The following is a 19,502-nucleotide window of genomic DNA, read 5'->3' as shown; positions in this document are numbered from 1 at the left end:
CGTCCTTCCATGCGAGTGAGTCATGGATGTGAACGACGTTCAGATCTGCGTCGAGCGTGAGCATGCCACGGCGGCGAAGTACTTCGAAAGAGTCGTGCAGAGGTCAGTCAGCAGAGCGTTCGATCAGATGGGTGAACGCATCCAGATTCCGTGTCGACTCACCCCGGGCCACCCGCCACGCGTACTCCTTGCGGATCGCGGAGGCGAAGCCCAGCTCCAGGAGGGTGTTGAAGGCACCGTCCGCCGCCTCCAGGACCTGGCCGAGCAGGCGGTCGAGATCGTCGGGGGTGACGGAGGCGAGCGGGAGCCTGGCGGTGACATAGACGTCACCGAGGCGGTCGACGGCGTAACTCACCCCGTACAGCTTGAGGTTGCGCTCCAGGAGCCAGCGGTGGACGGCCGGTTCGTTCTCGTCGGGGTGCCGGATGACGAAGGCGTTGAGGGAGAGCGAGTGCCGGCCGACCAGGAGCGAGACGGTCGTCTTCAGCTTGCGGGTGCCGGGGAGCTGCACGACGAAGTTGCCGGGCTCGGGGCTCTCCCACTCCAGTTCGGCGTCCTTCAGGACACCCTCGATGACCTGCGCGGCCTGCCGTTCCTGTGGAGCTTCACCCATGGAGCGAGCGTACGCGACGGCGGTGGGACTGGGTCGCGGCCAGGTAGACGTCTGCGGTGGCGGCGGCGGCCGTGTCCCAGCCGAAGCACTGGGCGTGCCGGGCGGCGGCACTGCCGAAACGGTCCGCCAGGGTCGCGTCGTCGGCGAAACGGCGCAGCACGCGCGCGTAGTCGGCGGGATCGTGGCCGCCCACCAGGAAGCCGGTCTCACCGTCCCGCACGGCCACCGGCAGCCCGCCGACGGAGGCCGCGAGGACCGGCGTCCCCGCCGCCTGCGCCTCTATCGCCACCAGGCCGAAGGACTCGCTGTAGGAGGGCATGACGAGGACCGAGGCGGCACGGAACCAGTCCGCGAGCTGTTCCTGGCCCACGGGCGGACGGAACCGCACGACGTCCGCGATGCCGAGCCGCGCGGCCAGTTTCTGCAGGCCCTCCGGCTTGGCGAGGCCGCTGCCGCTGGGGCCGCCGACGATCGGTACGACGATCCGGGAGCGCAGTTCGGGGCGCTCGTCGAGGAGGACGGCGACGGCCCGGAGCAGTACGTCGGGGGCCTTCAGGGGCTGGATACGGCCCGCGAAGAGCGGGATCAGGGCGTCCTGCGGGAGGTCTAGGCGGGCCCGGGCCGCCGCGCGGCCGTCGGCCGGGCGGAAGCGGTCGAGGTTCACGCCGGGGTGGACGACGGCGACCTTCGCGGGGTCGGCCGCGTAGTGCCGTACCAGCTCGTCGGCCTCTTCGGAGGTGTTCGCGATGAGCCGGTCGGCCGCCGAGACGATCTGGGTCTCGCCGATCACCCGGGCGGCGGGCTCGGGGGTGTCGCCGTCGGCCAGGTTGGCGTTCTTGACCTTGGCCATGGTGTGCATGGCGTGCACGAGGGGGACGCCCCAGCGCTGGGCGGCGAGCCAGCCGACGTGGCCGGAGAGCCAGTAGTGCGAGTGGACGAGGTCGTAGTGGCCGGGGCGGTGGCCGGCCCACGCCTGCATCACGCCGTGCGTGAAGGCGCACAGCTGGGCCGGGAGTTCCTCCTTGGCGAGGCCCTCGTACGGTCCCGCGTCGATGTGCCGGACGAGGACGCCGGGAGCGAGTTCGACGGTGCACGGGAGGCCGCCGGAGGTGGCCCGGGTGAAGATCTCGACCTCTATGTTGATCGCGGCGAGGCGCTGCGCGAGCTCCACGATGTAGACGTTCATGCCGCCCGCGTCGCCGGTGCCGGGCTGGTGGAGCGGTGAGGTGTGCACGGAGAGCATCGCGACGCGGCGGGGGCGGCGGGGCCGCAGGAGCCGGCCGGCAGCCGACGGGGAGCGGCGCACGAGCCTGCTGGCGTACTGGCTCACGTGGCGGTCCTCCTTTGTGCGGGCATGCCGTCGGGAGGGCATCGAGTGTCCTCCAGGGTGGAAACAGCGGAGGGGCTGGTTCCCATTCCAGGGGTAGGCGATTTTGCCGGCACATTACCTTGGATCGCTCAACCGTTCGAGGGTGGGATGCGTGGGGTGCCTTGGGGCCGACGGTCGGGTGCGGGTGGGTGGGGGCTTGTCGCGCAGTTCCCCGCGCCCCTAAAGGGGCGCTTCCACTTACCCTCGTACGCATGAGTGCCCGCGCTTCCCGCCCCGTGGGAACGGTGACGCGCGGGACCACCAACCCCAACCGGCTGCGTCGTATGGACCGCTGGATCGCCGCCACGCACGGGGCGGAACTTCGCCGCGCGGAGGACCCCGTCGCCGTCGACCTCGGGTACGGGGCCTCGCCCTGGACCGCCGTCGAACTCCTCGGCAGGCTCCGTACCGTCGCGCCGCGTGCGCGGGTCGTCGGGGTGGAGATCGAGCCCGCGCGGGTCGCGGCGGCGAAGCCGTACGAGCGGGAGGGGCTCGACTTCCGGCACGGCGGATTCGAGATCCCGGTCGCCGCGCGGCCGTTGCTCATCCGCGCGGCCAACGTGCTGCGGCAGTACGACGAGAGCGAGGTCGCCGCCGTCTGGGAGCGGCTGTGCGCGCGGCTCGCGCCGGGCGGGCTGCTGGTGGAGGGGACCTGTGACGAGATCGGGCGGCGGCACGTGTGGGTCGCGCTCGGCGCGGAGGGGCCGCGGACGGTGACCTTCGCCACCCGGCTCGGGTCCCTGGAGCACCCCTCGGACCTGGCCGAACGGCTGCCGAAGGCGCTCATCCACCGCAATGTGCCGGGTGAGCCGGTGCACGCGTTCCTGCGGGACTTCGACCGCGCCTGGGCGGCGGCCGCGCCCTACGCGTCGTACGGCGCCCGGCAGCGGTGGATCCGGGCGGTGCGGGATCTGACGGCCGACTGGCCGGTGACGGATTCGGTGGCGCGCTGGCGGCAGGGGGAAGTGACGGTGACATGGGCGGCGTTGGCGCCGGCGGCCTGACCGGACCCGGGGGACGGGCCGGGGAACGATCTCGGTGAGTCGTACGTCACAAAGGCGGGGAGATCGTCATGTCCGGGGGGAAACCGGGGAGGAACCCACCTGCCGTTACCTCTGTCACTTTGCGACGCGGCGTGGCACGATCCTCCACGTGTCGTAAGTTACTGACGGTTAATCAGTTTTGGGGGGTCGGGTCATGGGACCGGACAAGCACACCGTCCGGCCGGCTGGACGCGGAATCCTGGCGACGGCGGTGACGGTGGTCTGCGCGGTGACCGTACTGGCGGCACCCGGTACGGCGTTCGCGGCACCGAGCCCCTCCCCCTCCCCGAGCGCCTCGGCCTCCGCCGGCGCGTCGGCGTCCCCCAGCCCTTCCGCCTCCGCCTCCACCTCCGTGACTCTCCCGCCGGACAAGGATCTTGAGGCCGTGCGGGACAAACTGGACAGGCTCTACCACGACGCGGCCGTCGCCACCGACGCGTACAACGCGGCCGAGGAGGCCGCGGCGAAGCAGTCCGCCGAGATCGTCGAGCTGGCGAAGAAGATCGTCCAGGGGCAGCGGAAGCTGGACGGGCTGAAGGCGCGCGCGGGCCGGGCGGCCGCCGCCCAGTACCGCACCGGCGGACTGCCGGACACCGCCCAGCTGCTGCTGAGCGACAACCCCTCACAGTTCCTGGACGGGGCCGGGCGGGTGCTCCAGGGCGAGCGGGCCACCAAGGGCCTGATCAGGGAACTGACCCAGACCCAGCAGGACTTGAAGCAGTACGCGGCGGACGCGGCCGACCAGTGGAACAAGCTGGAGGCGGGCCGCAAGGCGAAGGCCGCCGCGAAGAAGAAGATCAAGCAGCGCATCGCCGCCGCCGAGAAGCTCGAGTCGACCCTGGAGAAGAAGCAGAAGGAACGGCTCGCCGAGCTGGAGCGGGAGGCCGCCTACCAGGCGCAGACCGCCTGGCTGGACACCGGGATACTCGACGAGATCCACACCAAGGCGTCCGCGGCCGGCAAGAAGGCGGTCGCGTTCGCCACCGCCCAGATCGGCAAGCCGTACGTGTGGGGCGCGGAGGGCCCGGACTCGTACGACTGCTCCGGACTGACCTCGCAGGCCTGGGCGAGCGCCGGGCAGCCGATCCCGCGCACCTCCGAGGAGCAGTGGAAGCAGCTCCGGCACATCGACGTGAAGGACATGCGCCCCGGCGACCTGATCATCTACTACGACGACGCCAGCCACGTGGCGCTGTACATCGGGGACGGCGCGATCATCCAAGCCCCGCGCCCGGGACGGACGGTGTCGATCGCCGGCGCCGGCTCGATGCCGATTCTCGGAGTGGTCCGGCCGGACGCCTGAACGCTCCCCGTGCGCGCCCCCTCGCGGGCGATCCGTTTGAGCGTGATGTCCCTTTCGTGAACTGCGCCATGTGACCCAGTGCACGCCAACATCCTTTGAAACCGGGGCGGCACGTGACCTTCGTCATTCCCGCAGGGCGGCCCTCTTGTCCAACTGCGGTACGGCACGCGGCATATGCCAGGGGCCTGAGACAGGGCGACGTGGCTCACACCATTCCGTTGCGGTGGCCAGTACCGCTATGGTCCCCGTCTGGTGGGTCGAGGTCCCTCGCCCCACCGTGCCCTCGGGGGGAGGGAAGGAACCCGACACGATGCCCGTACCCGTACCGCGGCAGAGAGCGATCCCGGCCGTGGAGAGTGGTCAGGCGCCGGCCGCCGCACCCGCACAGGGCGGCGGCCCCCTCAAGGAAGAGGCCCACCGCACGGAAGCCGCCGTCTCCCACGCCGGCGGCACCACTCTCACCCTGCTGCTGATCGAGGACGATCCGGCCGGTTCGCCGGTCCTGCCCGAGCTGCGGGACGCGTCCGGCACCTCGATCCGCGTCCGCACCGCCCGCAACCTCACCGAGGCCGAGCGGCTGCTGACCGACGACGTCCACTGCATCCTGCTGGACCTGGCGCTCCCGGCGCCGGGCGGCCGGAACGAGGAGGACGAGCTCGCCGTGCTCAAGCACGTGCTCCAGATCGCCCCCCGGCACGCCGTACTCGCGCTCACCACCTCCGGTGACGCCGAGCGCGGTACCGAGGCGGTGCGCGTCGGCGCGCAGGACTACCTCTTCCGGGACGAACTGGACGGACGGCTGCTGAGCCGCGCCATCCGGTACGCCGTCGAGCGCAAACGTTCCCTCACGGCCGAGCGCAAGCTCGCGGAGGGGCGCGTGCGCGCCCAGGAGAACCGCCGCCTGGAGCGCGGCCTGCTGCCCACGCCCCTGCTGGACGGCTCCTCGCTGCGCTTCGCCGCGCGCTACCGCCCCGGCCGCTCCCGCGCGCTGCTCGGCGGCGACTTCTACGACACCGTGCGCACGCCCGACGGGACCGTGCACGCGATGATCGGCGACGTCTGCGGGCACGGCCCGGACGAGGCCGCGCTCGGCGTGGAGCTGCGGATCGCCTGGCGGGCGCTGACCCTGGCGGGGCTGTGCGGGGACGAGCTGCTCGGCACGATGCAGGAGGTCCTTGAGCACGAGCGCTCCGACGAGGAGATCTTCGCGACGCTCTGCACGGTGGACATAGCGCCGGACGGGCGCCGGGCCGGGCTGTGCCTGGCCGGCCATCCCGCACCGCTGGTCGCCCGGCCAGGCCGGCCGGCCGAGCTGCTGCCGTACGACAACAACGGGCCGGCGCTGGGGCTGCTGAAGGGGGCCCGCTGGCCGCGGATGCAGGTGGAGCTGGGCGCCGAGTGGAGCCTGATGCTCTACACCGACGGGCTGATCGAGGGCCGGGTGGGCTCGGGCGGCGAGCGGCTCGGTCAGGACGGGATGGTCGAGATGGTGCGGCGGCAGCTGGCCTCCGGGCTGACCGGGGAGGCGCTGCTGCGGGCGGCCGTGAACGAGGTGCGGCAGCTCAATGGGGGCGAGCTGACGGATGACGTGGCTGTGGTGCTGCTGGACCGGGGGTTGTGATCGGCCGCTCGGCGTAGGGTGCGGCCACTCGCCGTAGGGGTTCGGGTGCGTGCCCGGCGGGCGGTGGTTCGTGGCTGGTCGCGCCCACGCGGCGGAGCCGCATATCGATACAGCCCCGCGCCCCTTACGGGGCGCTCCGGGCGAGGGTGTCGGTCAGCGGCCGCCGTTGTACGGGCCGTACGGGCCGTCGCTGCTGCTTCCGCGGCCGCGGCGGCCGAAGCCGCCGCCGGAGACCTGGCGGAGGGCAGGGCGGACGTCGACGAAGAAGACGATCGTGGCGACCAGGCCGGCGAGCTGGAGGAAGAGCATCGGGACCAGCAGGTTCACCGCGACCGTGATGCCGAGGATGATCAGCCAGAAGCCCTTGTTCTGCTTGCTGGCGGCCCGGTAGGCGTCGTCGCGGAAGAGCGCGGCCATCACCAGCGCGACCACGGCGAGGACCAGCATCGCGAGGTAGAGCAGCCCCAGGAAACTTGTGAAGCCCTGCATCAGCACAACGTCCACCACCCGATTCGGCTTGTTCCTACGCGGTCACCGTACCCGCTGGGGCCTTCCCGCTACACCGACAACGGGCCGGGCACCTCGGAAGTGCCCGGCCCGTGCGCGCTGCCACCCGTGCGGTTACTTGGCCGGCGGGGTGGTCTTCTTGACCGGGGTGGCCTTGCGCGGGGCCGGGGCCTTCTTGGCGACCGGGGCCTTCTTCACCGCGACCGGCTTGGCCTCGGCGGCCTTCGGCTCGTCCGCCTTCTTCTCCTCGGCCTTGACCACGACCGGCTCGGGCTTGCCCTCGACGGCGATGGCCAGGTCCTCGATCTCGTCGGCGGCCTCACCGCGCCAGGTCTTCACGGCCTGCTCGCCGTGCTCGGCGACCTTCTCGTAGGTCTCGCGGGCCTTGACGGCGTACTCGGCGGCCACGCCGACCTGGCGCAGCGCGAAGTCCTGGGCGGACTCGCCGAGCTTCTTGAGGTCACCGTCGAGGGAGACGATGAAGTCGTTGACCTTGGACTGGAGGCTGGCCTGCGCCTCCTTGGCCTTGACGCCGGCCTCCTTGGCACGGGCGGCGGCCTTCTCCTGGACGGCCTTCGGGTCGGTCTTGCGGACCGCCTCGATACGGGCCGGGGCCTCGGAGCGCAGCTGCTCGACCAGACCGGGGACCTTCTTGGCCTGCTGAAGGGCCAGGTCGGCGGTGCCGGCGGCGAAGTAGAGCGGAGTCGGGTCGCTGAGGGTCTTGCGCAGGTCGTCGGTGATGGCCATGGTGATGGTCCTCCCGGATTCACGTTCGGCTGAGGGTTTTGTGGTCCGCGGCAGGGCGGCCGGCACGCTTGGCCGGCTCATCCGGCCGTCCGCCGTGGACCGGTCTCGCTGTCGGTGTCGCTGTCGGTCTCGCTCTTGCCTTCGCTGTCGGCGTCGGCGGCGTCGTCGCCCTTCGCACCGACGGCGTCCGCGTCGTTCACGGTCTCCTCGCCCGACCCGAAGCCGTTCTCTTTCCGGAACGACTCGTAGATCTGGAGCAGCACCTGCTTCTGCCGCTCGTCGAGCGTGGGGTCGGCGAGGATGACCGCACGGGTCTCCACCTCGTTCAGATCCCGCTCGGCGTCGAGGATGCCGGCCCGGACGTACAGCGTCTCGGCGGAGATCCGCAGGGCCTTGGCGACCTGCTGGAGCACCTCCGCGCTCGGCTTGCGCAGCCCGCGCTCGATCTGGCTCAGGTACGGGTTGGACACCCCGGCGGCATCGGCGAGCTGCCTGAGCGACAGCTGCGCGTTGCGCCGCTGTTCGCGCAGATACTCACCGAGATTGCCGACGTTGAGCGATGCCATGCCCCCACAGTGCCCCACCCTCGCTAACAATTGCAAGCATGTGCTTGCAAAAGTGTGCCGTGTCATACCCGGACGGCCGACCGACACCCGCCACGGCGCGAACTACCCGGCCTCGGCGTCACGCGTGCGCTGGTAGTGGCGGCGCGCCTTCATCCTGTTGCCGCACACGGCCATCGAGCACCAGCGGGCACTGTTGCCCTTGCTGCGGTCGAGCAGGAACAGCCGGCACTCCGGGTTGGCGCAGGGGCGGAGCCTGCCGGGCATCGCCTCCCGCAGCGCACCCCAGGCCAGGACCGCCTCCGCCGCCAGCCGCCGCTCCACCGGAGCCTCCAGCTCCCAGGACACCCCCGCCTCCGAAAGCCGCGGGCTCCGTACGACGCCCTTCAGGAGCGGGGCCAGCGACTCGGCGGGCCGGCCGCCACGCACCACGTCCTGCAGCGCGTCGCGCGCCCGCAGCAGCTGCCGCAGCTCCTCGCCGCCGCCACTGCCGCCGTGGGCCCGCTGCCACGCCGCGGCCGCCGCCGGATCCGCCAATTCGTCCGTGGCGACGCCCTCGACCACCGGCGTGCTGTTGAGCAGGTCCAGCAGCGTGTCCTGATGCCCTCGGTCGACCACCGTCATCACCGCCCTTCCTAATCCCCATGGACAGTTTGACAGGTTAGAGCACGCACAAGGCAGCCCCGGTCATCGCTCCGCGAGCACCTCATGGCAGGAGGACCAGGCCGGAGGGCTCAGCAGGGGGCGGAAGCGGGTGAGGAGGGTGAGGAGCTGGGGTCCCCATTGCTCACGGAAGGACGGGGAGATCCGGGCGAGGTCGAGTTCGTTGGCGGCCGTCAGTTCGGCGAAGTCCCGGCGCTGACGGGGCTCGGGGACGCGGGCAAGGCCGGCGAACCGGTCGTGGACGGCGGCACCGGCGTCGGCGAACGCCGGGTAGGTCGCCTTCCGGTCGCACGAGGCGTAGAGGTACACGAGGACCTCGGCCTCGGCGCCGATCACGGCCGCGAGTTCGGCGCGGCGGTCCGGTGCCGGGGACAGCAGTGCCGTGGGGAAGCCGTCGGTGCCGTAGAACGCGTGGCAGAGACCCGCGAGCCGGAGGACGGGACGGGCGCCCCACCCGGCGAGCTGCTCCTCGACGCGCTGGAGGTGCGCGAGCAGCGTTCCTCCGGGGTGCGCGATCTCCGCGGCACCGAGGTCCCGCAGGAGGGCGACGGCCTGGGCGGAGGCGGCGGAGAAGTCGGCAGGGAGGCCGACGGGGGAGTCGGGCATGGGCGGGGTCCTTCCGTCGGCGGGCGTCGGTCGGTGCCTGGTGACCGCCCGTCAGCTATGAGCCGCCAGCCACTCCGTCAGCACCGCGAAGTCCGCGTCCGTCAGGCCGAACTCGTGGTCGACTCGGTGGAGCAGGGCGGGCTGGTGATGATGGGCGGCCACCCAGGCGCGGTCGGCCTCGGTGAGCTCGTCGTCGATCCAGACGAACGGCCGCTGCCCCGCCCACGCCGTCAGCGGCCGGGTCTTCCAGTGCAGCAGGGCGGGCGGCGCGTCCTCGTCCGGCCACTCCACGACGGGCAGCGGGGGCAGGCCCAGCCAGGGGGCGACGCAGTCGTTCGCGTCGTCCATCCAGGTGGTGGCCCAGACGAGATCGCAGTGGAGGGCGGTGAGGCGGGGGCCGAGAGCGGGGTCGACGCGGTTGAGGAGGGGGGTCGAGGGGGCGGGGTGGGTCCCGTAGACCGGATAGGGGCGGTCGGCGGGGGCGCCGAAGGGGATGAGGGTGCCGTCGATGTCTAGGAAGAGGAGCATCGCGGGTCAGGATCGCAAGAGAGGGGCGGAATGGGTAGTGGCGCGCTGGGGGTGGGTTGTGGCCGGTCGCGCCCACGCGGCGGAGCCGCGTGTCGATACGGCCCCGCGCCCCTGAAGGGCGCGTCGGTGGCACCGCTTCTCAAAAGGGCAACGGCCGCGCGTGCACCACGTCCAGCCGCGACACCGCCCTCGTCAGCACCACGTACAGCCTGTGCAGCCCCCTCTCCTCCCCCTCCGCCACCGCCGCCGGCTCCACGGCCACCACGTGGTCGTATTCGAGGCCCTTGACCATGCTCGCCGGGATCACGGCAACCCGGGCGCCGAGTTCGGCCGGGTCGGCGGCGGTGATGCCCGCGGAGGCGAGGGCCTCGCGTACGGCGGCCGTCTCCGGGTCCGCCGCGATCACTCCGATCGAGCCCTCCCGGGCCAGGGCCTCCCGGACCGCGGTGACCGTCGCCGCGTGCACGTCGTCCGTGGGGCGCAGGGTCAGTTCCCCGTCCGTGCGGAACGACCTGGCCGGGGGAACGTCCGTGCCCAGCTGCCGCAGCAGCCGGTTGGTGAGGTCGACGACCGCCGCGGGGACGCGGAAGCCGGTGGTGAGCGGGACGACGCGGGCGCCCGGCTTGCCCAGTTGGCGCAGCACCGTGTCCCAGCTCCGAGCCGACCAGGGGGTGGTGGCCTGGGCCAGGTCGCCGAGGACGGTGAGGGAACCGAAGGCGGCACGGCGGGCGATGGCCCGGCACTCCATGGGAGACAGGTCCTGGGCCTCGTCGACCACGATGTGGCCGTAGCCCTCGGGGTGTTCGATCAGCCCCGCGACCTCGTCGAGGAGGACGAGGTCGGCGGTCGACCAGCGGGCGGACTTGTAGGAGCGGGGCGGGCGGGGCCAGGCCACGGCCCGCTGTTCGTCGTCGGTCAGGATCCCCTCGGCGGCCCGCGCCAGGGCCCCGCCGCCGCCGTCCGTGAGGAGTTCGGCCACCACCTCCTCCGGCCGCACCTTCGGCCAGACGGTGTCGAGGTAGGCGCTCATCGCCCGGGACCGTTCCAGCCGGCGGGTCCAGGCGGCCGGCTGCGGACCGGCCCGCCGTTCGGCCTGGAGCTGTACGGCCCGCATCGCCCGCCCCCGTACCCGCTCGCGGCCGACGGCGTACGGCGGCTCCTCGCGCCGTACCTCCTCGACGATCCGCGCCAGGACGGCGGCGGGCACCCGCCAGGTGTACGTGCCGTCGGAGAGCGACAGGTCGTCGATGCCGGCGGTCGACACACGGGCGTACAGCGCGCGGCGCAGGACCTCGGCCATCCGCGGGTCGTGCTTGAGCGCGGCGGCGCGGTCGGGGTCGGTGCCGGTGGCCGGGTGGCGGCCGATCTCGTCCCGGAGGGTGGTCTGCCGTACGCCGGTCTCGCCCAGGGCCGGGAGGACCTCGGAGATGTAGGAGAGGAAGGTGCGGTTGGGGCCGAGGATGAGCAGGCCGGAGCGGCGGATGCGCTGGGGGTGGGTGTAGAGGAGGTAGGCGGCGCGGTGCAGGCCGACGGCGGTCTTGCCGGTGCCCGGGGCGCCCTGGACGCAGACGGAGTCGGTGAGGCCGGCGCGGACCAGGTCGTCCTGGTCGGGCTGGATGGTGGCGGCGATGTCGCGCATGGGGCCGACGCGGGGCCGCTCGATCTCGCTCGTGAGCAGCGCCCCGGTCCCGGCCTCGCCCTTGCTCAGACGCTCGTCCTCCAGCCCCGTGAGGTCGGCGGAGTCGCCGTGGCTGCCGGGGGCCCAGCCGAACCGCCGTCGTACCGCCACGCCCTGCGGGTCGTCGGGTCCGGCCTGGTAGAAGGCGCGGGAGACGGGGGCCCGCCAGTCGACGACGAGGGGCGGGGCGGTCGGTTCCTCGCTGATCCGCAGCCGGCCGATGCGGTAGCTCTGCCCGGCGTGCTCCCCCGCCTCGAAGTCCAGCTTGCCGAAGAACAGCGGGCCCTCCGGCAGCTCGCGCATCTCCTTGGCCCGGCTGCGCAGCCGGTACCCGAGCACCTCGGCGTCGGCACCGGAGGCGGAGACGTCCGCACCGGTGACGACGTGCTCGACGGCGCCCTCGACCATGTGGGCGAGGGCGGCTCGGCAGAGGTCGTGGTAGGCGCGTTCGCGGTCGAGTTCCTGCTGCATGACCTCAGCGTAAACGAATTACTTAACCAGGTCACATTTATAACCCCATCTCACCGCTCCTCACCCAAGGCCTCCGCCAGCCGCCCGAACGCCCGCTCCGCCGCCCGCACCGCGTCCTCCCGCACGTCCTCCACCCGTTCCCCGCCCGCGATCCGCCGCCAGTTGTCCCGCGCGAGGATCCGCTGTACGGCGATGATCTGGCCGGCCGCGAGCCGCGCGTCCAGCGTGCCGCCCAGCGCCTCGGCGAGCGCCGCCTCCGACCGCTCCAGGTAGGCGTACTGCCGGGCGACCAGGGTGGGGGTGCTGTTGAGCAGGGTGTGGAAGGCGAGCACCTGGGGGTGGTCGTTGAGCCCGGTGATCGGATCACTCCGCCGCAGCCCGTCGAGGAAGTGGTCCCGCAGCACCGCGACGGGCGACTCGGCGCCCGCGACCAGCCGCGCCGCCTCCGTCTCGTGATCGGCGATCCGGTGCAGGACCAGGTCCTCCTTGGCCGGGAAGTACCGGAACAGCGTCGGCTTGGAGATCCCGGCCGCCGCGGCCACCTCCGCGACCGACACCGCGTCGAACCCCTTCGCCAGAAACAGCCTTACGGCGGTGTCCGACACGTCCTCGTACATCCGCCGCTTCTTGCGCTCACGCAGGCCCATCTCACCCATGGGGCGAGCCTACGCAGCGGCGGTCGCTCAGGGCGCGGGCTCCTGGCGCCAGCGCGGGCGCTTCGCGAGGAGCCAGAGATCGTCGAAGTGTTTGGTCCAGGTGGCCACGGCCACGCCGTCCCGGGGTTCGTGAGCCGTTCCGCGAGCTGGGCGAGTATGCCGTCGTACTCACGGCACCGCTGCTCCACTTGCCCTTCAGGACGTCACCGACCTGCTTCACGAACTGGGCCGTGAGGCCCAGGACGAAGATGCCGAGCAGCGGGAACCTGCCGAAGCACCGGTCCGCCCGAACATGGCTGTCCCCTCTGTACCGCACTGCCCGACCGGCCATGGTCTCGCTAGGCCAGAGCGCGAGCAATATGGGGATTCGCCGTTGCCCGGGTGGGCAGACCGAGGGACCCCGCGGCCGCCGTCAGGGTCATGGCGTACGAGTCCAGGGCCCGGCGGACGTTGGGTGCGTCCAGGCTCGCACCGGTGACCAGTCGGTCCAGGTCGACGTAGGCGGAGCGGACGATCTCGATCCAGCGGTACACCCGCCAGTCGCGCTGCCAGTCGTGGGTGAACTCGGGCTCCAGCCGACGCTCCCAGCGGCGGAACATCCGGTCGCGGATCTCCGGCCCTGTCGGGGTCAGGTGCATGTGCCGCACCAGGTCGTAGAGCGGGTCGCCGACCAGGGCCATCTCCCAGTCGATGATGGTCAGCGCGAGACGGTCGTCGCGGCGGACCAGGTTCCAGGGGTTGAGGTCGCCGTGCAGCAGGGCCGAGGCACGACGGCTGACGCGGTGCCGGGCGAGGATCTGCCGCAACCGGGCGGCGTCCGGGAGGCCCACGAAGCGGGCCAGTTGCTGGGACTCCTTGGGGAGGCCCGCGACCAGGGCGACGAGTTGCTCGCTCAGCCAGCCGTAGAAATCGGGCTCACCGTAGGCGGGGTCGAGCTGGGTGTGGTCGACCTCGGTGAGCGCGGCCAGCTGCTCGACGAGCCCGTCGGCCTCGTGCGGACGGAGACCGTGCACGGGGTGGTCGGGCCTGCGGTCGGTGTCGGCCGGGCCCTCGTAGGTGTGGATGGCGAAGCGGTCCCGGGAGTAGGCGAAGAGATAGCGGGACTGGCTCTCCCCCAGGGCCAGGACGCGGGGCGCGGCCACCGGCGCGCCGGAGCGCTCGATCGCCCGCAGCACCGCGTGCTCGCTCAGGTAGCTGCGCTCGCGCCGAGTCGCGTGCGGCACCTTGCGGCGGATCACCACCGGAAAGTCGATGCCCGGCACCCGGATCACCGAGTTGAGGTGGGCGGTGCCCTTGAACACCTGTCGGGCCGGTGCGGTGCCTTCCAGGACCAGGGCCGCGCGTACCGCTGAGTGCGGGAAGTCGGGGTGCTCGGGGACCCGCCGGTCCTGCCGCCATTCCATGACGTCAGCGATCCGGCCGTGCCCGGCGGCGCCGTAGGCCGGCGCGGAGGCTGCCCAGCGGAACAGGACACGCTCGATCTCCCGCTTGCCCGGCACCGCGCGGAGCCGCAGCGGTTCGGCGGCTGCCTCCAGCGCGTGGCGGACCGCAGCCGTCGCTTCCTGCAGGTTCTTCTCGTCGAAGGACTCCCCCAGGGACTTCGCGGCCCGCATGACATCCGGGTACACGGACTGAGCCCGCTCGAAGTCCACGTAGTGGTCCAGGTCCTTGGTCACCCCGTGGGTGGCGGTGGGCCGCACCGCCCGCATGGCGTCCACCCACGCCTCGACGACCTCGTCCCATTGGTGCTTCGGATACTGCATCCGGACCAGATGGGTCGCGAGATCGTGCAGAGGGTCTCCGAAGGTGGCCAACTCCCAGTCCACGCAGGTGAGCGGCAGCCGGCCGGCCGGCGAGGTGATCAGGTTGTCTCGGTGCAGGTCGGCATGGAGCAGGCTGTACGGGCGCCGGGTCAGCGCGGGGACCCGGTCGGCGAAACGGAGCAGGGCGTCCTCTGGAATCCCCAGGGCTGCGAAAAGCCAGCCGAAGGCGGACCCGTTGGCCTGGCGGATCTGCAGGTCCGCCATTCGGGCCAGCGTCCGCAGGAAACCCTGGCTGTCCGTGTGGTTCCTCGGCCACATCGAGGGCAGCGGCGGCAACGCGGTACTGCGCACCTGGGTCATCCGCGCGAACAAGCCCGCAAGCTCCTTGAGCAGGACGGCGTCGACCGGTTTGCCGTTCTCGCAGACGCTGGAGAGCGGGACTCCGTCCACATAGCTGTGGATGGTGAAGCGATTCCCCTCGAAGAGGCACTCGGTCACGTTGGGCAGTGCACCCTGGATCGCCCGCAGGATCTGCGCCTCGTTGTCCCAGGTCCGGATCACCACGGAGAGGGTGTCGGTCCTGCGCACCCGGACGGTCACGGCGGTACCGGACTCCCTGCCCAGCAGCCGGGCCATCGGCTCCGTGAGGGGAAGAACGTAGTTCTGGTTGTGGAAACCGCTGCTCGCCAGCCCCCGTTCCGCCGCATGCCCGAGGAACGCCTCGTACTCGCCGTCGAGCAGAGGCCTGCCGGTGTCACTCCCGGGGGGAACAGACGGTGCACCCAACTGGTCGCTCCGGGGGTGGTACGCGCGCAACATCGCGTGGATCGGGCAGGGCAACGGTATGGCCAGGTACGGCACGACACGAGTCGAGGGACGCTGGAGTGACCCTGTTGGGTGATGGGTCGCTCGGTTGTGCGATCACCCGTCGACGCGGTCGTCCGAGGCCGGCTCTTTTCAGCCACCTACTCATACGCACGCGACCGAGCGGTTTACTCAGACGGATCCGGACTCTAGCGCAGCGGAGGCCTCTCCGGATCACGGGGATGCTACGGCTTGGAGGCGAGCAGAGCCCATACCGACTCGAACCATCTGGTCGCGTTGTCGACGAAGGCGGAGCCCGCGGAGTCCGGATCCGCGTCCCGGACATGGTGGGTGAGCGTCGCACCTAGGCCCAGCACGTCCACGGCCTCCACTTCGGTGCCGTCCTCAAGGATCACCGTGCGCGGAATCGGCTCGTAGAAGCCGTGCAGAACCTCGTCATGATTGATCACGTAGAGCTTGAAGGTCGGGGTGAGTTCCGTGAGGCGGATCTCCAGATCCACGTCCGCCACCAGGTTCTCGGTGCGGAGCTGGTCCAGGACCGTGCGCAGGGAGCTGGTGTGCGCCCGGGTGATGGCGTGCAGGCGCCGGGGCAGCCGCGGATCGTCCGGATTCTCCTTGTTCCGGGGGTAGGGCATGGCGAGCGTCTCGGCCGGCAGGATCATGCGCAGGGTGATCTTCCGGGGTTTGATGATCTCGGCCCGGATCCGCTCCGCCTGGACCCGGACGTGCGCGTCCAGGCTCTCCGAGGTCAAGGTCGCGATGTCCAGGGCGACTTCCTCGTGCTCGAAAGCCTCGGCGATGAGCGGACCCAGTGTCATCGGATGCCGGGAGCGGGTGGCCCGGGGCGTGGAGGACTGTATGCGCTGGCTCCGCAGCACCCGGGAGCCCTTGCCCTGCCGGGACTCGATCCAGCCCTCGGTGCGCAGTATGCGCAGCGCCTTCTGCACAGTGTCTCGGGATACCTCGAACTCCTGCGCGAGCGTCTCTTGCGACGGCAGGAAGGAGTTCAGCGGATAGGCGCCGTCGGAGAGCCGGACCCGGAGCTCGTCCGAGACCCGCCGCACCGCGCCGCCGCCCTCGTTCGTCCGGTTGGTCACACGGCGTACGTACCGCTTCACGACCCCCGGCAAACAACTGCCAGTCAGGCAATCAGTCAGGCAACTACCCGGGTTACTGGATCTAGTTGACTGGGCATTTCTGCCATGAGCAGCCAACTCTTCAGTCAACTGGTCGACTTGAGAGATTGACTGAGCATCGTGATACGAGGGGGGTGGAAAGCCATGACTGTCCACGTGCTCGGGATCGGCATGCAGATCGACAACCTCAGTCAACTGGTCTTCTGGGCCACGGGTTTACTGGTGTCCCTGACGGCCTGGGCGCGCAGGCGCCGACGGCATGTGCGCGCGTCGCGGACTAGTGCCGCAGTATCTCCAGAAGCGGCCGCAAGGACAGCACGACACAGTCCGCTCCGGCCTCGGTCAAAAGCTTGGCTTTCCGTTCGTTACGCGCGTAGCCCAGGAAGGGGACCCCGGCCGTCCGGGCCGCCTGGAGGTCCGTCGGCGAGTCGCCGATCATCAGGGCCGCGTCGGGGGCGGCGCCCATCGCCCTGAGGGCGCGGTTGAGGCAGTGCGGGTCGGGCTTGAGGTGGCGCAGGTCCTGGGTACGGCCGTAGATGTGCGGGGCGAAGCAGGGGGTCAGGTCGCGGTCGTCGAGGTAGGCGCGGACCACGCGGGGCGAGTTGTTGGTGGTCACCGCCATGCGTACGCCGCGCGCCCGCCAGGTCTGGATGAGGATGTCCGCGTACGCCGTCGGCATCGCCGTCGACGTGGCCCGCAGCTCCTCCTTGGTGAGACGTTCCTCCAACTCCGCGACCAGGTCGCTGCCAGGGTGCCGACGGTCCACCGCACGCAGCACGAGGTGCGGGTCGAGCGTGTTCCGCTCGGTGTCCGTGACCAGGCCGTGCAGGCCCCGGCTCATCAGCCACTCCACCAGGTCGTCGGCGACGACCTCCGCCGAGTGGCCCGCGAACAGACGGCAGATCGGTCCGTCGAAGTCCCAGAGGACGACTCGGGCGCTGCTGATCAGTTCCGCGAGCTCTTCGATCGTGTTCTTGCTCTTGGCTGCCACCAGTTCAGTCTGCGTCGCATCAGAAGTCACTAGGAGAGTGTCAGGTCCGTGGTGATGGTTTCCCAGAGGGCGTCGAACCACTTCTGCGACTGGTCCACGAACGCGGCGTCCCGTTGGCCCGAACGCTTCTCGAAGGAGAAGAGCAGGGACTCCGAGCCGACGGCGTCGTACATGTCGAGCATGCCGGCCTCCGTCTGCTCCTCTCGGCGCGTGACCATGTAGTAGGCGAACAAGGCCTCGGTCTGGTTGAGCAGGTACAGCTTGATCGGCGGAGTGAACGGCAGTGCCCTGAAGGTCACGTTCACGTCGATCTGGTGGGTGGAGCGGAGGCCCTGGAGGTTGTACTGGAGGACCTGTCCCTGGGCGTTGCGCATGCCGAGCCAGCGGGTGTGGACGGTGTCGTCGTCGCCCTCGACCGCGGTGGGGAAGGCGAGGGGGATGTCGCGGCTGGGGAGCAGGACGCGGACGTCGATGCGGTCGGGGCGGAGCCGGCCCTCGTGGATCATGCGGAGCGGCTCGGCGAGCGCCGGGAGCAGGCTCTGGGCGGTGAGGCAGGCCGCGTCGATGCGGACGTGCGGGGAGGAGAACGCCTCGGTCATCCGGGGGCCGAGGCCGACCATCGTCGGCTGGGGCTCGTCGTGGGTCGGGCGCGGCGGCTCGGCGATGCGCGGCGGGCTGCCCCGGCTGACGCTGCTGAGCAGGCCGTCGTCCTGGAGCGCCCGCAGCGCCTGGCGTACGGCACCCCGCTCGACGCCGAACTCCTCGGCCAGCTCGGCCTGGGTGGGCAGACGGTCGCCCACCTTGAGGTCGCCCGTGCGGATGCGTTCCCGCAAGGTGTCGGCGATCTCCTGAGGTGTGCTGCCGGTGTTCACTGCCACGTTCTCCTGGGTCACGACCAAACGCTACAACTTTGATCCATCTAACGGGAGTTGTTTGAAGATTGGTTATAAGTAGTAGCCAACTGGGGACAACCTAAGCAGAGTTGGTTACCAACTTGATTGAGTTGGTGGAAGCTTTGCTTCCCGACGATGGGGGAACCGCCATGCCCGCCGCCCTCACTCTTCTCTCCGCCGTGTTCGTCCTGGGCTTCGAACAGATCGTCCAGTCGAAGTACGGTGCCACTGGCATTATCGGTCTGCTGTTGCTCACCGTGGGGATCAAGGCCAAGAGCCCGGCACTCAGCTCCGCCGGCGCGATCCTGCTCGCCCTCCTGCTCACCAGCCCCGCGTGAGCATCCCTAGGCGTTCAGCTTCAGTTCCGAACTGATCGTCTCCCACAGGGCGTTGAACCACAGGTGGGACTGTTCGACGAACGTGGTGTCCCGCAGCCCCGCGCCCTGCTCGAAGGCGAAGAGCATCGACCGCGTGCCCTCGGCGTCGTACGTCTGCAGGTGCTCGTGGCCGATCTCCCGTTCGTGGCGCCCGAGCGTGTAGTACGCGAACAGCGCCTCCACCCCGTTGAGCAGGTAGAGCTTGACCGGCGGGGTGAAAGGAAGGGCGCGGAAGGTGACGTGCACGTCGATGCCGTGCGTGGCGCGCAGCGCCAGCAGGTTGTGCCGCAGCACCTGGCCCTGCGCGTTGCGCTGGGCCAGCCAGCGGGTGTGCACCGCGTCCTCCGCCGAGGCCTCCACCGCCGTCGGGAACGCGAGGTCGATGTTGCGGCTCGGCAGCAGCACCCGGACGTCGACCTTGGCCGGTTCCAGTCGCCCCGCGTGGATGAGCCGCAGCGGTTCGCCGATGGCGAGATTGAGCGAGACCGAGGTCAGGCAGAGCGCGTCGATCTCCACGTGCGGGGCCGCGAAAGCCGCCTCTATCCGGGGGGTCAGGGCCACCATGGTGGGCTGGGGCGGCGCCTCCGGCCCCACGGCGAGCCGCAACGGGCCCGGATCCGGGGCCACCGTCGCCGGAGCGCCCTTCGATATGTTGGTGAGCAGGTGCTCCGACTGCAGGATGCGCAGCGCCTGGCGCACGGCACCCCGCTCGACCCCGAACTCGTCGGCCAGCTTGGCCTGCGTGGGCATGCGCTGGCCCGGCCGCAGTACCCCGGATCTGATCCGGGTGCGCAGCGCGTCGGCCACCTCGCGGTGGGACGCCTGAGGCCGCTGTGACCTCTTCCGCCCATTGGCGGCGGCGTGTTCCGGCTCCACGGACAAACAGTACAACTTCCCGCCATCTTTCGTCAGTTCACGGGAAGGTGGTTATGAGTCGCTTCCAAGCGGAGATAAGTACAGTGGAGTTGGTCGCCAACTCTCGCAACATGGTCAAACTTCCTCGGCGGTTGGCCGATCGGGTTCCCTTCCGGAGGGGAGCCGGGAGCCTGGTCAACCAGGACGGCCGTCGGGGCGCACGACCAGCACAGTCACAACTGAACACCGACAACCGAACATCGGCAGACCCGCACAGTCACAACTGAACAGCCA

19 protein-coding genes are annotated in these 19,502 nt (G+C 70.8%); 4 read left to right on the top strand and 15 right to left on the bottom strand.

Going from position 1 to position 19,502, the window contains the following annotated elements; all coding sequences use genetic code 11:
* Positions 1-103: 103 nt before the first annotated feature.
* Entirely contained in the window at positions 104-613 is a 510-nt protein-coding gene (locus ACIPSJ_RS28235; RefSeq protein WP_359207679.1) for a YbjN domain-containing protein, read from the bottom strand.
* Positions 606-1,943 (bottom strand): D-inositol-3-phosphate glycosyltransferase, encoded by a 1,338-nt coding sequence (gene mshA / locus ACIPSJ_RS28230; RefSeq protein WP_359207682.1) that lies wholly within the window; start codon positions 1,941-1,943, stop codon positions 606-608. Before mshA ends, ACIPSJ_RS28235 begins: the two co-directional genes overlap by 8 nt.
* Before the next feature lie 251 nt (positions 1,944-2,194).
* Between mshA and ACIPSJ_RS28225 the strand changes: the two genes are divergently transcribed.
* From ACIPSJ_RS28225 to ACIPSJ_RS28215, 3 genes are all read left to right on the top strand, one after another.
* Positions 2,195-2,986: a class I SAM-dependent methyltransferase gene (locus tag ACIPSJ_RS28225; protein ID WP_359207685.1), complete on the top strand. Its 792-nt coding sequence runs from the start codon at positions 2,195-2,197 to the stop codon at positions 2,984-2,986.
* Positions 2,987-3,179: 193 nt separating this feature from the next.
* Positions 3,180-4,328: a C40 family peptidase gene (locus ACIPSJ_RS28220; RefSeq protein ID WP_401350256.1), complete on the top strand. Its 1,149-nt coding sequence runs from the start codon at positions 3,180-3,182 to the stop codon at positions 4,326-4,328.
* A gap of 310 nt (positions 4,329-4,638) precedes the next feature.
* Positions 4,639-5,949, top strand: a complete 1,311-nt coding sequence (locus tag ACIPSJ_RS28215; protein WP_359207691.1) for a SpoIIE family protein phosphatase — start codon at positions 4,639-4,641, stop codon at positions 5,947-5,949.
* A gap of 153 nt (positions 5,950-6,102) precedes the next feature.
* Here ACIPSJ_RS28215 and ACIPSJ_RS28210 read toward each other — a convergent pair whose 3' ends face one another.
* From ACIPSJ_RS28210 to ACIPSJ_RS28155, 12 genes are all read right to left on the bottom strand, one after another.
* Positions 6,103-6,438, bottom strand: a complete 336-nt coding sequence (locus ACIPSJ_RS28210) for a DUF2516 family protein (protein ID WP_385682912.1) — start codon at positions 6,436-6,438, stop codon at positions 6,103-6,105.
* Between the two features lie 132 nt (positions 6,439-6,570).
* Positions 6,571-7,203, bottom strand: coding sequence for a hypothetical protein (locus ACIPSJ_RS28205; RefSeq protein ID WP_359207694.1), 633 nt, complete (start codon positions 7,201-7,203; stop codon positions 6,571-6,573).
* A gap of 77 nt (positions 7,204-7,280) precedes the next feature.
* The gene (locus ACIPSJ_RS28200) at positions 7,281-7,769 is read right to left on the bottom strand and encodes a helix-turn-helix transcriptional regulator (protein WP_359207697.1); all 489 of its coding nucleotides are present in this window, start codon (positions 7,767-7,769) and stop codon (positions 7,281-7,283) included.
* A gap of 102 nt (positions 7,770-7,871) precedes the next feature.
* Positions 7,872-8,390, bottom strand: a complete 519-nt coding sequence (locus ACIPSJ_RS28195; RefSeq protein ID WP_401350253.1) for a CGNR zinc finger domain-containing protein — start codon at positions 8,388-8,390, stop codon at positions 7,872-7,874.
* A gap of 63 nt (positions 8,391-8,453) precedes the next feature.
* Positions 8,454-9,035: a DUF6817 domain-containing protein gene (locus ACIPSJ_RS28190; protein WP_401350251.1), complete on the bottom strand. Its 582-nt coding sequence runs from the start codon at positions 9,033-9,035 to the stop codon at positions 8,454-8,456.
* 51 nt (positions 9,036-9,086) lie between these two features.
* Positions 9,087-9,563 (bottom strand): HAD domain-containing protein, encoded by a 477-nt coding sequence (locus tag ACIPSJ_RS28185; protein ID WP_401350249.1) that lies wholly within the window; start codon positions 9,561-9,563, stop codon positions 9,087-9,089.
* A 139-nt stretch (positions 9,564-9,702) separates the two neighbouring features.
* Positions 9,703-11,712: a HelD family protein gene (locus ACIPSJ_RS28180; RefSeq protein WP_401350246.1), complete on the bottom strand. Its 2,010-nt coding sequence runs from the start codon at positions 11,710-11,712 to the stop codon at positions 9,703-9,705.
* A gap of 50 nt (positions 11,713-11,762) precedes the next feature.
* Positions 11,763-12,368 carry a TetR/AcrR family transcriptional regulator gene (locus ACIPSJ_RS28175; protein ID WP_401350243.1) on the bottom strand — a complete coding sequence of 202 codons (606 nt, stop codon included), beginning with the start codon at positions 12,366-12,368 and terminating at the stop codon, positions 11,763-11,765.
* 338 nt (positions 12,369-12,706) lie between these two features.
* Positions 12,707-14,917: a phosphotransferase gene (locus ACIPSJ_RS28170; RefSeq protein ID WP_401350241.1), complete on the bottom strand. Its 2,211-nt coding sequence runs from the start codon at positions 14,915-14,917 to the stop codon at positions 12,707-12,709.
* Between the two features lie 263 nt (positions 14,918-15,180).
* Positions 15,181-16,053, bottom strand: coding sequence for a GntR family transcriptional regulator (locus tag ACIPSJ_RS28165; protein WP_359207715.1), 873 nt, complete (start codon positions 16,051-16,053; stop codon positions 15,181-15,183).
* A 316-nt stretch (positions 16,054-16,369) separates the two neighbouring features.
* Entirely contained in the window at positions 16,370-17,083 is a 714-nt protein-coding gene (locus ACIPSJ_RS28160; protein ID WP_401350238.1) for an HAD family hydrolase, read from the bottom strand.
* 29 nt (positions 17,084-17,112) lie between these two features.
* Complete coding sequence (locus ACIPSJ_RS28155; RefSeq protein WP_359207719.1) at positions 17,113-17,982, bottom strand: GntR family transcriptional regulator; 870 nt, start codon at positions 17,980-17,982, stop codon at positions 17,113-17,115.
* 143 nt (positions 17,983-18,125) lie between these two features.
* Between ACIPSJ_RS28155 and ACIPSJ_RS28150 the strand changes: the two genes are divergently transcribed.
* Complete coding sequence (locus tag ACIPSJ_RS28150) at positions 18,126-18,314, top strand: hypothetical protein (RefSeq protein ID WP_355722543.1); 189 nt, start codon at positions 18,126-18,128, stop codon at positions 18,312-18,314.
* Between the two features lie 6 nt (positions 18,315-18,320).
* Here ACIPSJ_RS28150 and ACIPSJ_RS28145 read toward each other — a convergent pair whose 3' ends face one another.
* Positions 18,321-19,235, bottom strand: a complete 915-nt coding sequence (locus ACIPSJ_RS28145) for a winged helix-turn-helix domain-containing protein (RefSeq protein ID WP_359207722.1) — start codon at positions 19,233-19,235, stop codon at positions 18,321-18,323.
* Positions 19,236-19,502: the final 267 nt, after the last annotated feature.

The organism is Streptomyces sp. NPDC090088, assembly GCF_044747345.1.
GTDB lineage: Bacteria > Actinomycetota > Actinomycetes > Streptomycetales > Streptomycetaceae > Streptomyces.
This window is presented reverse-complemented; position numbering and strand designations above follow the sequence as displayed.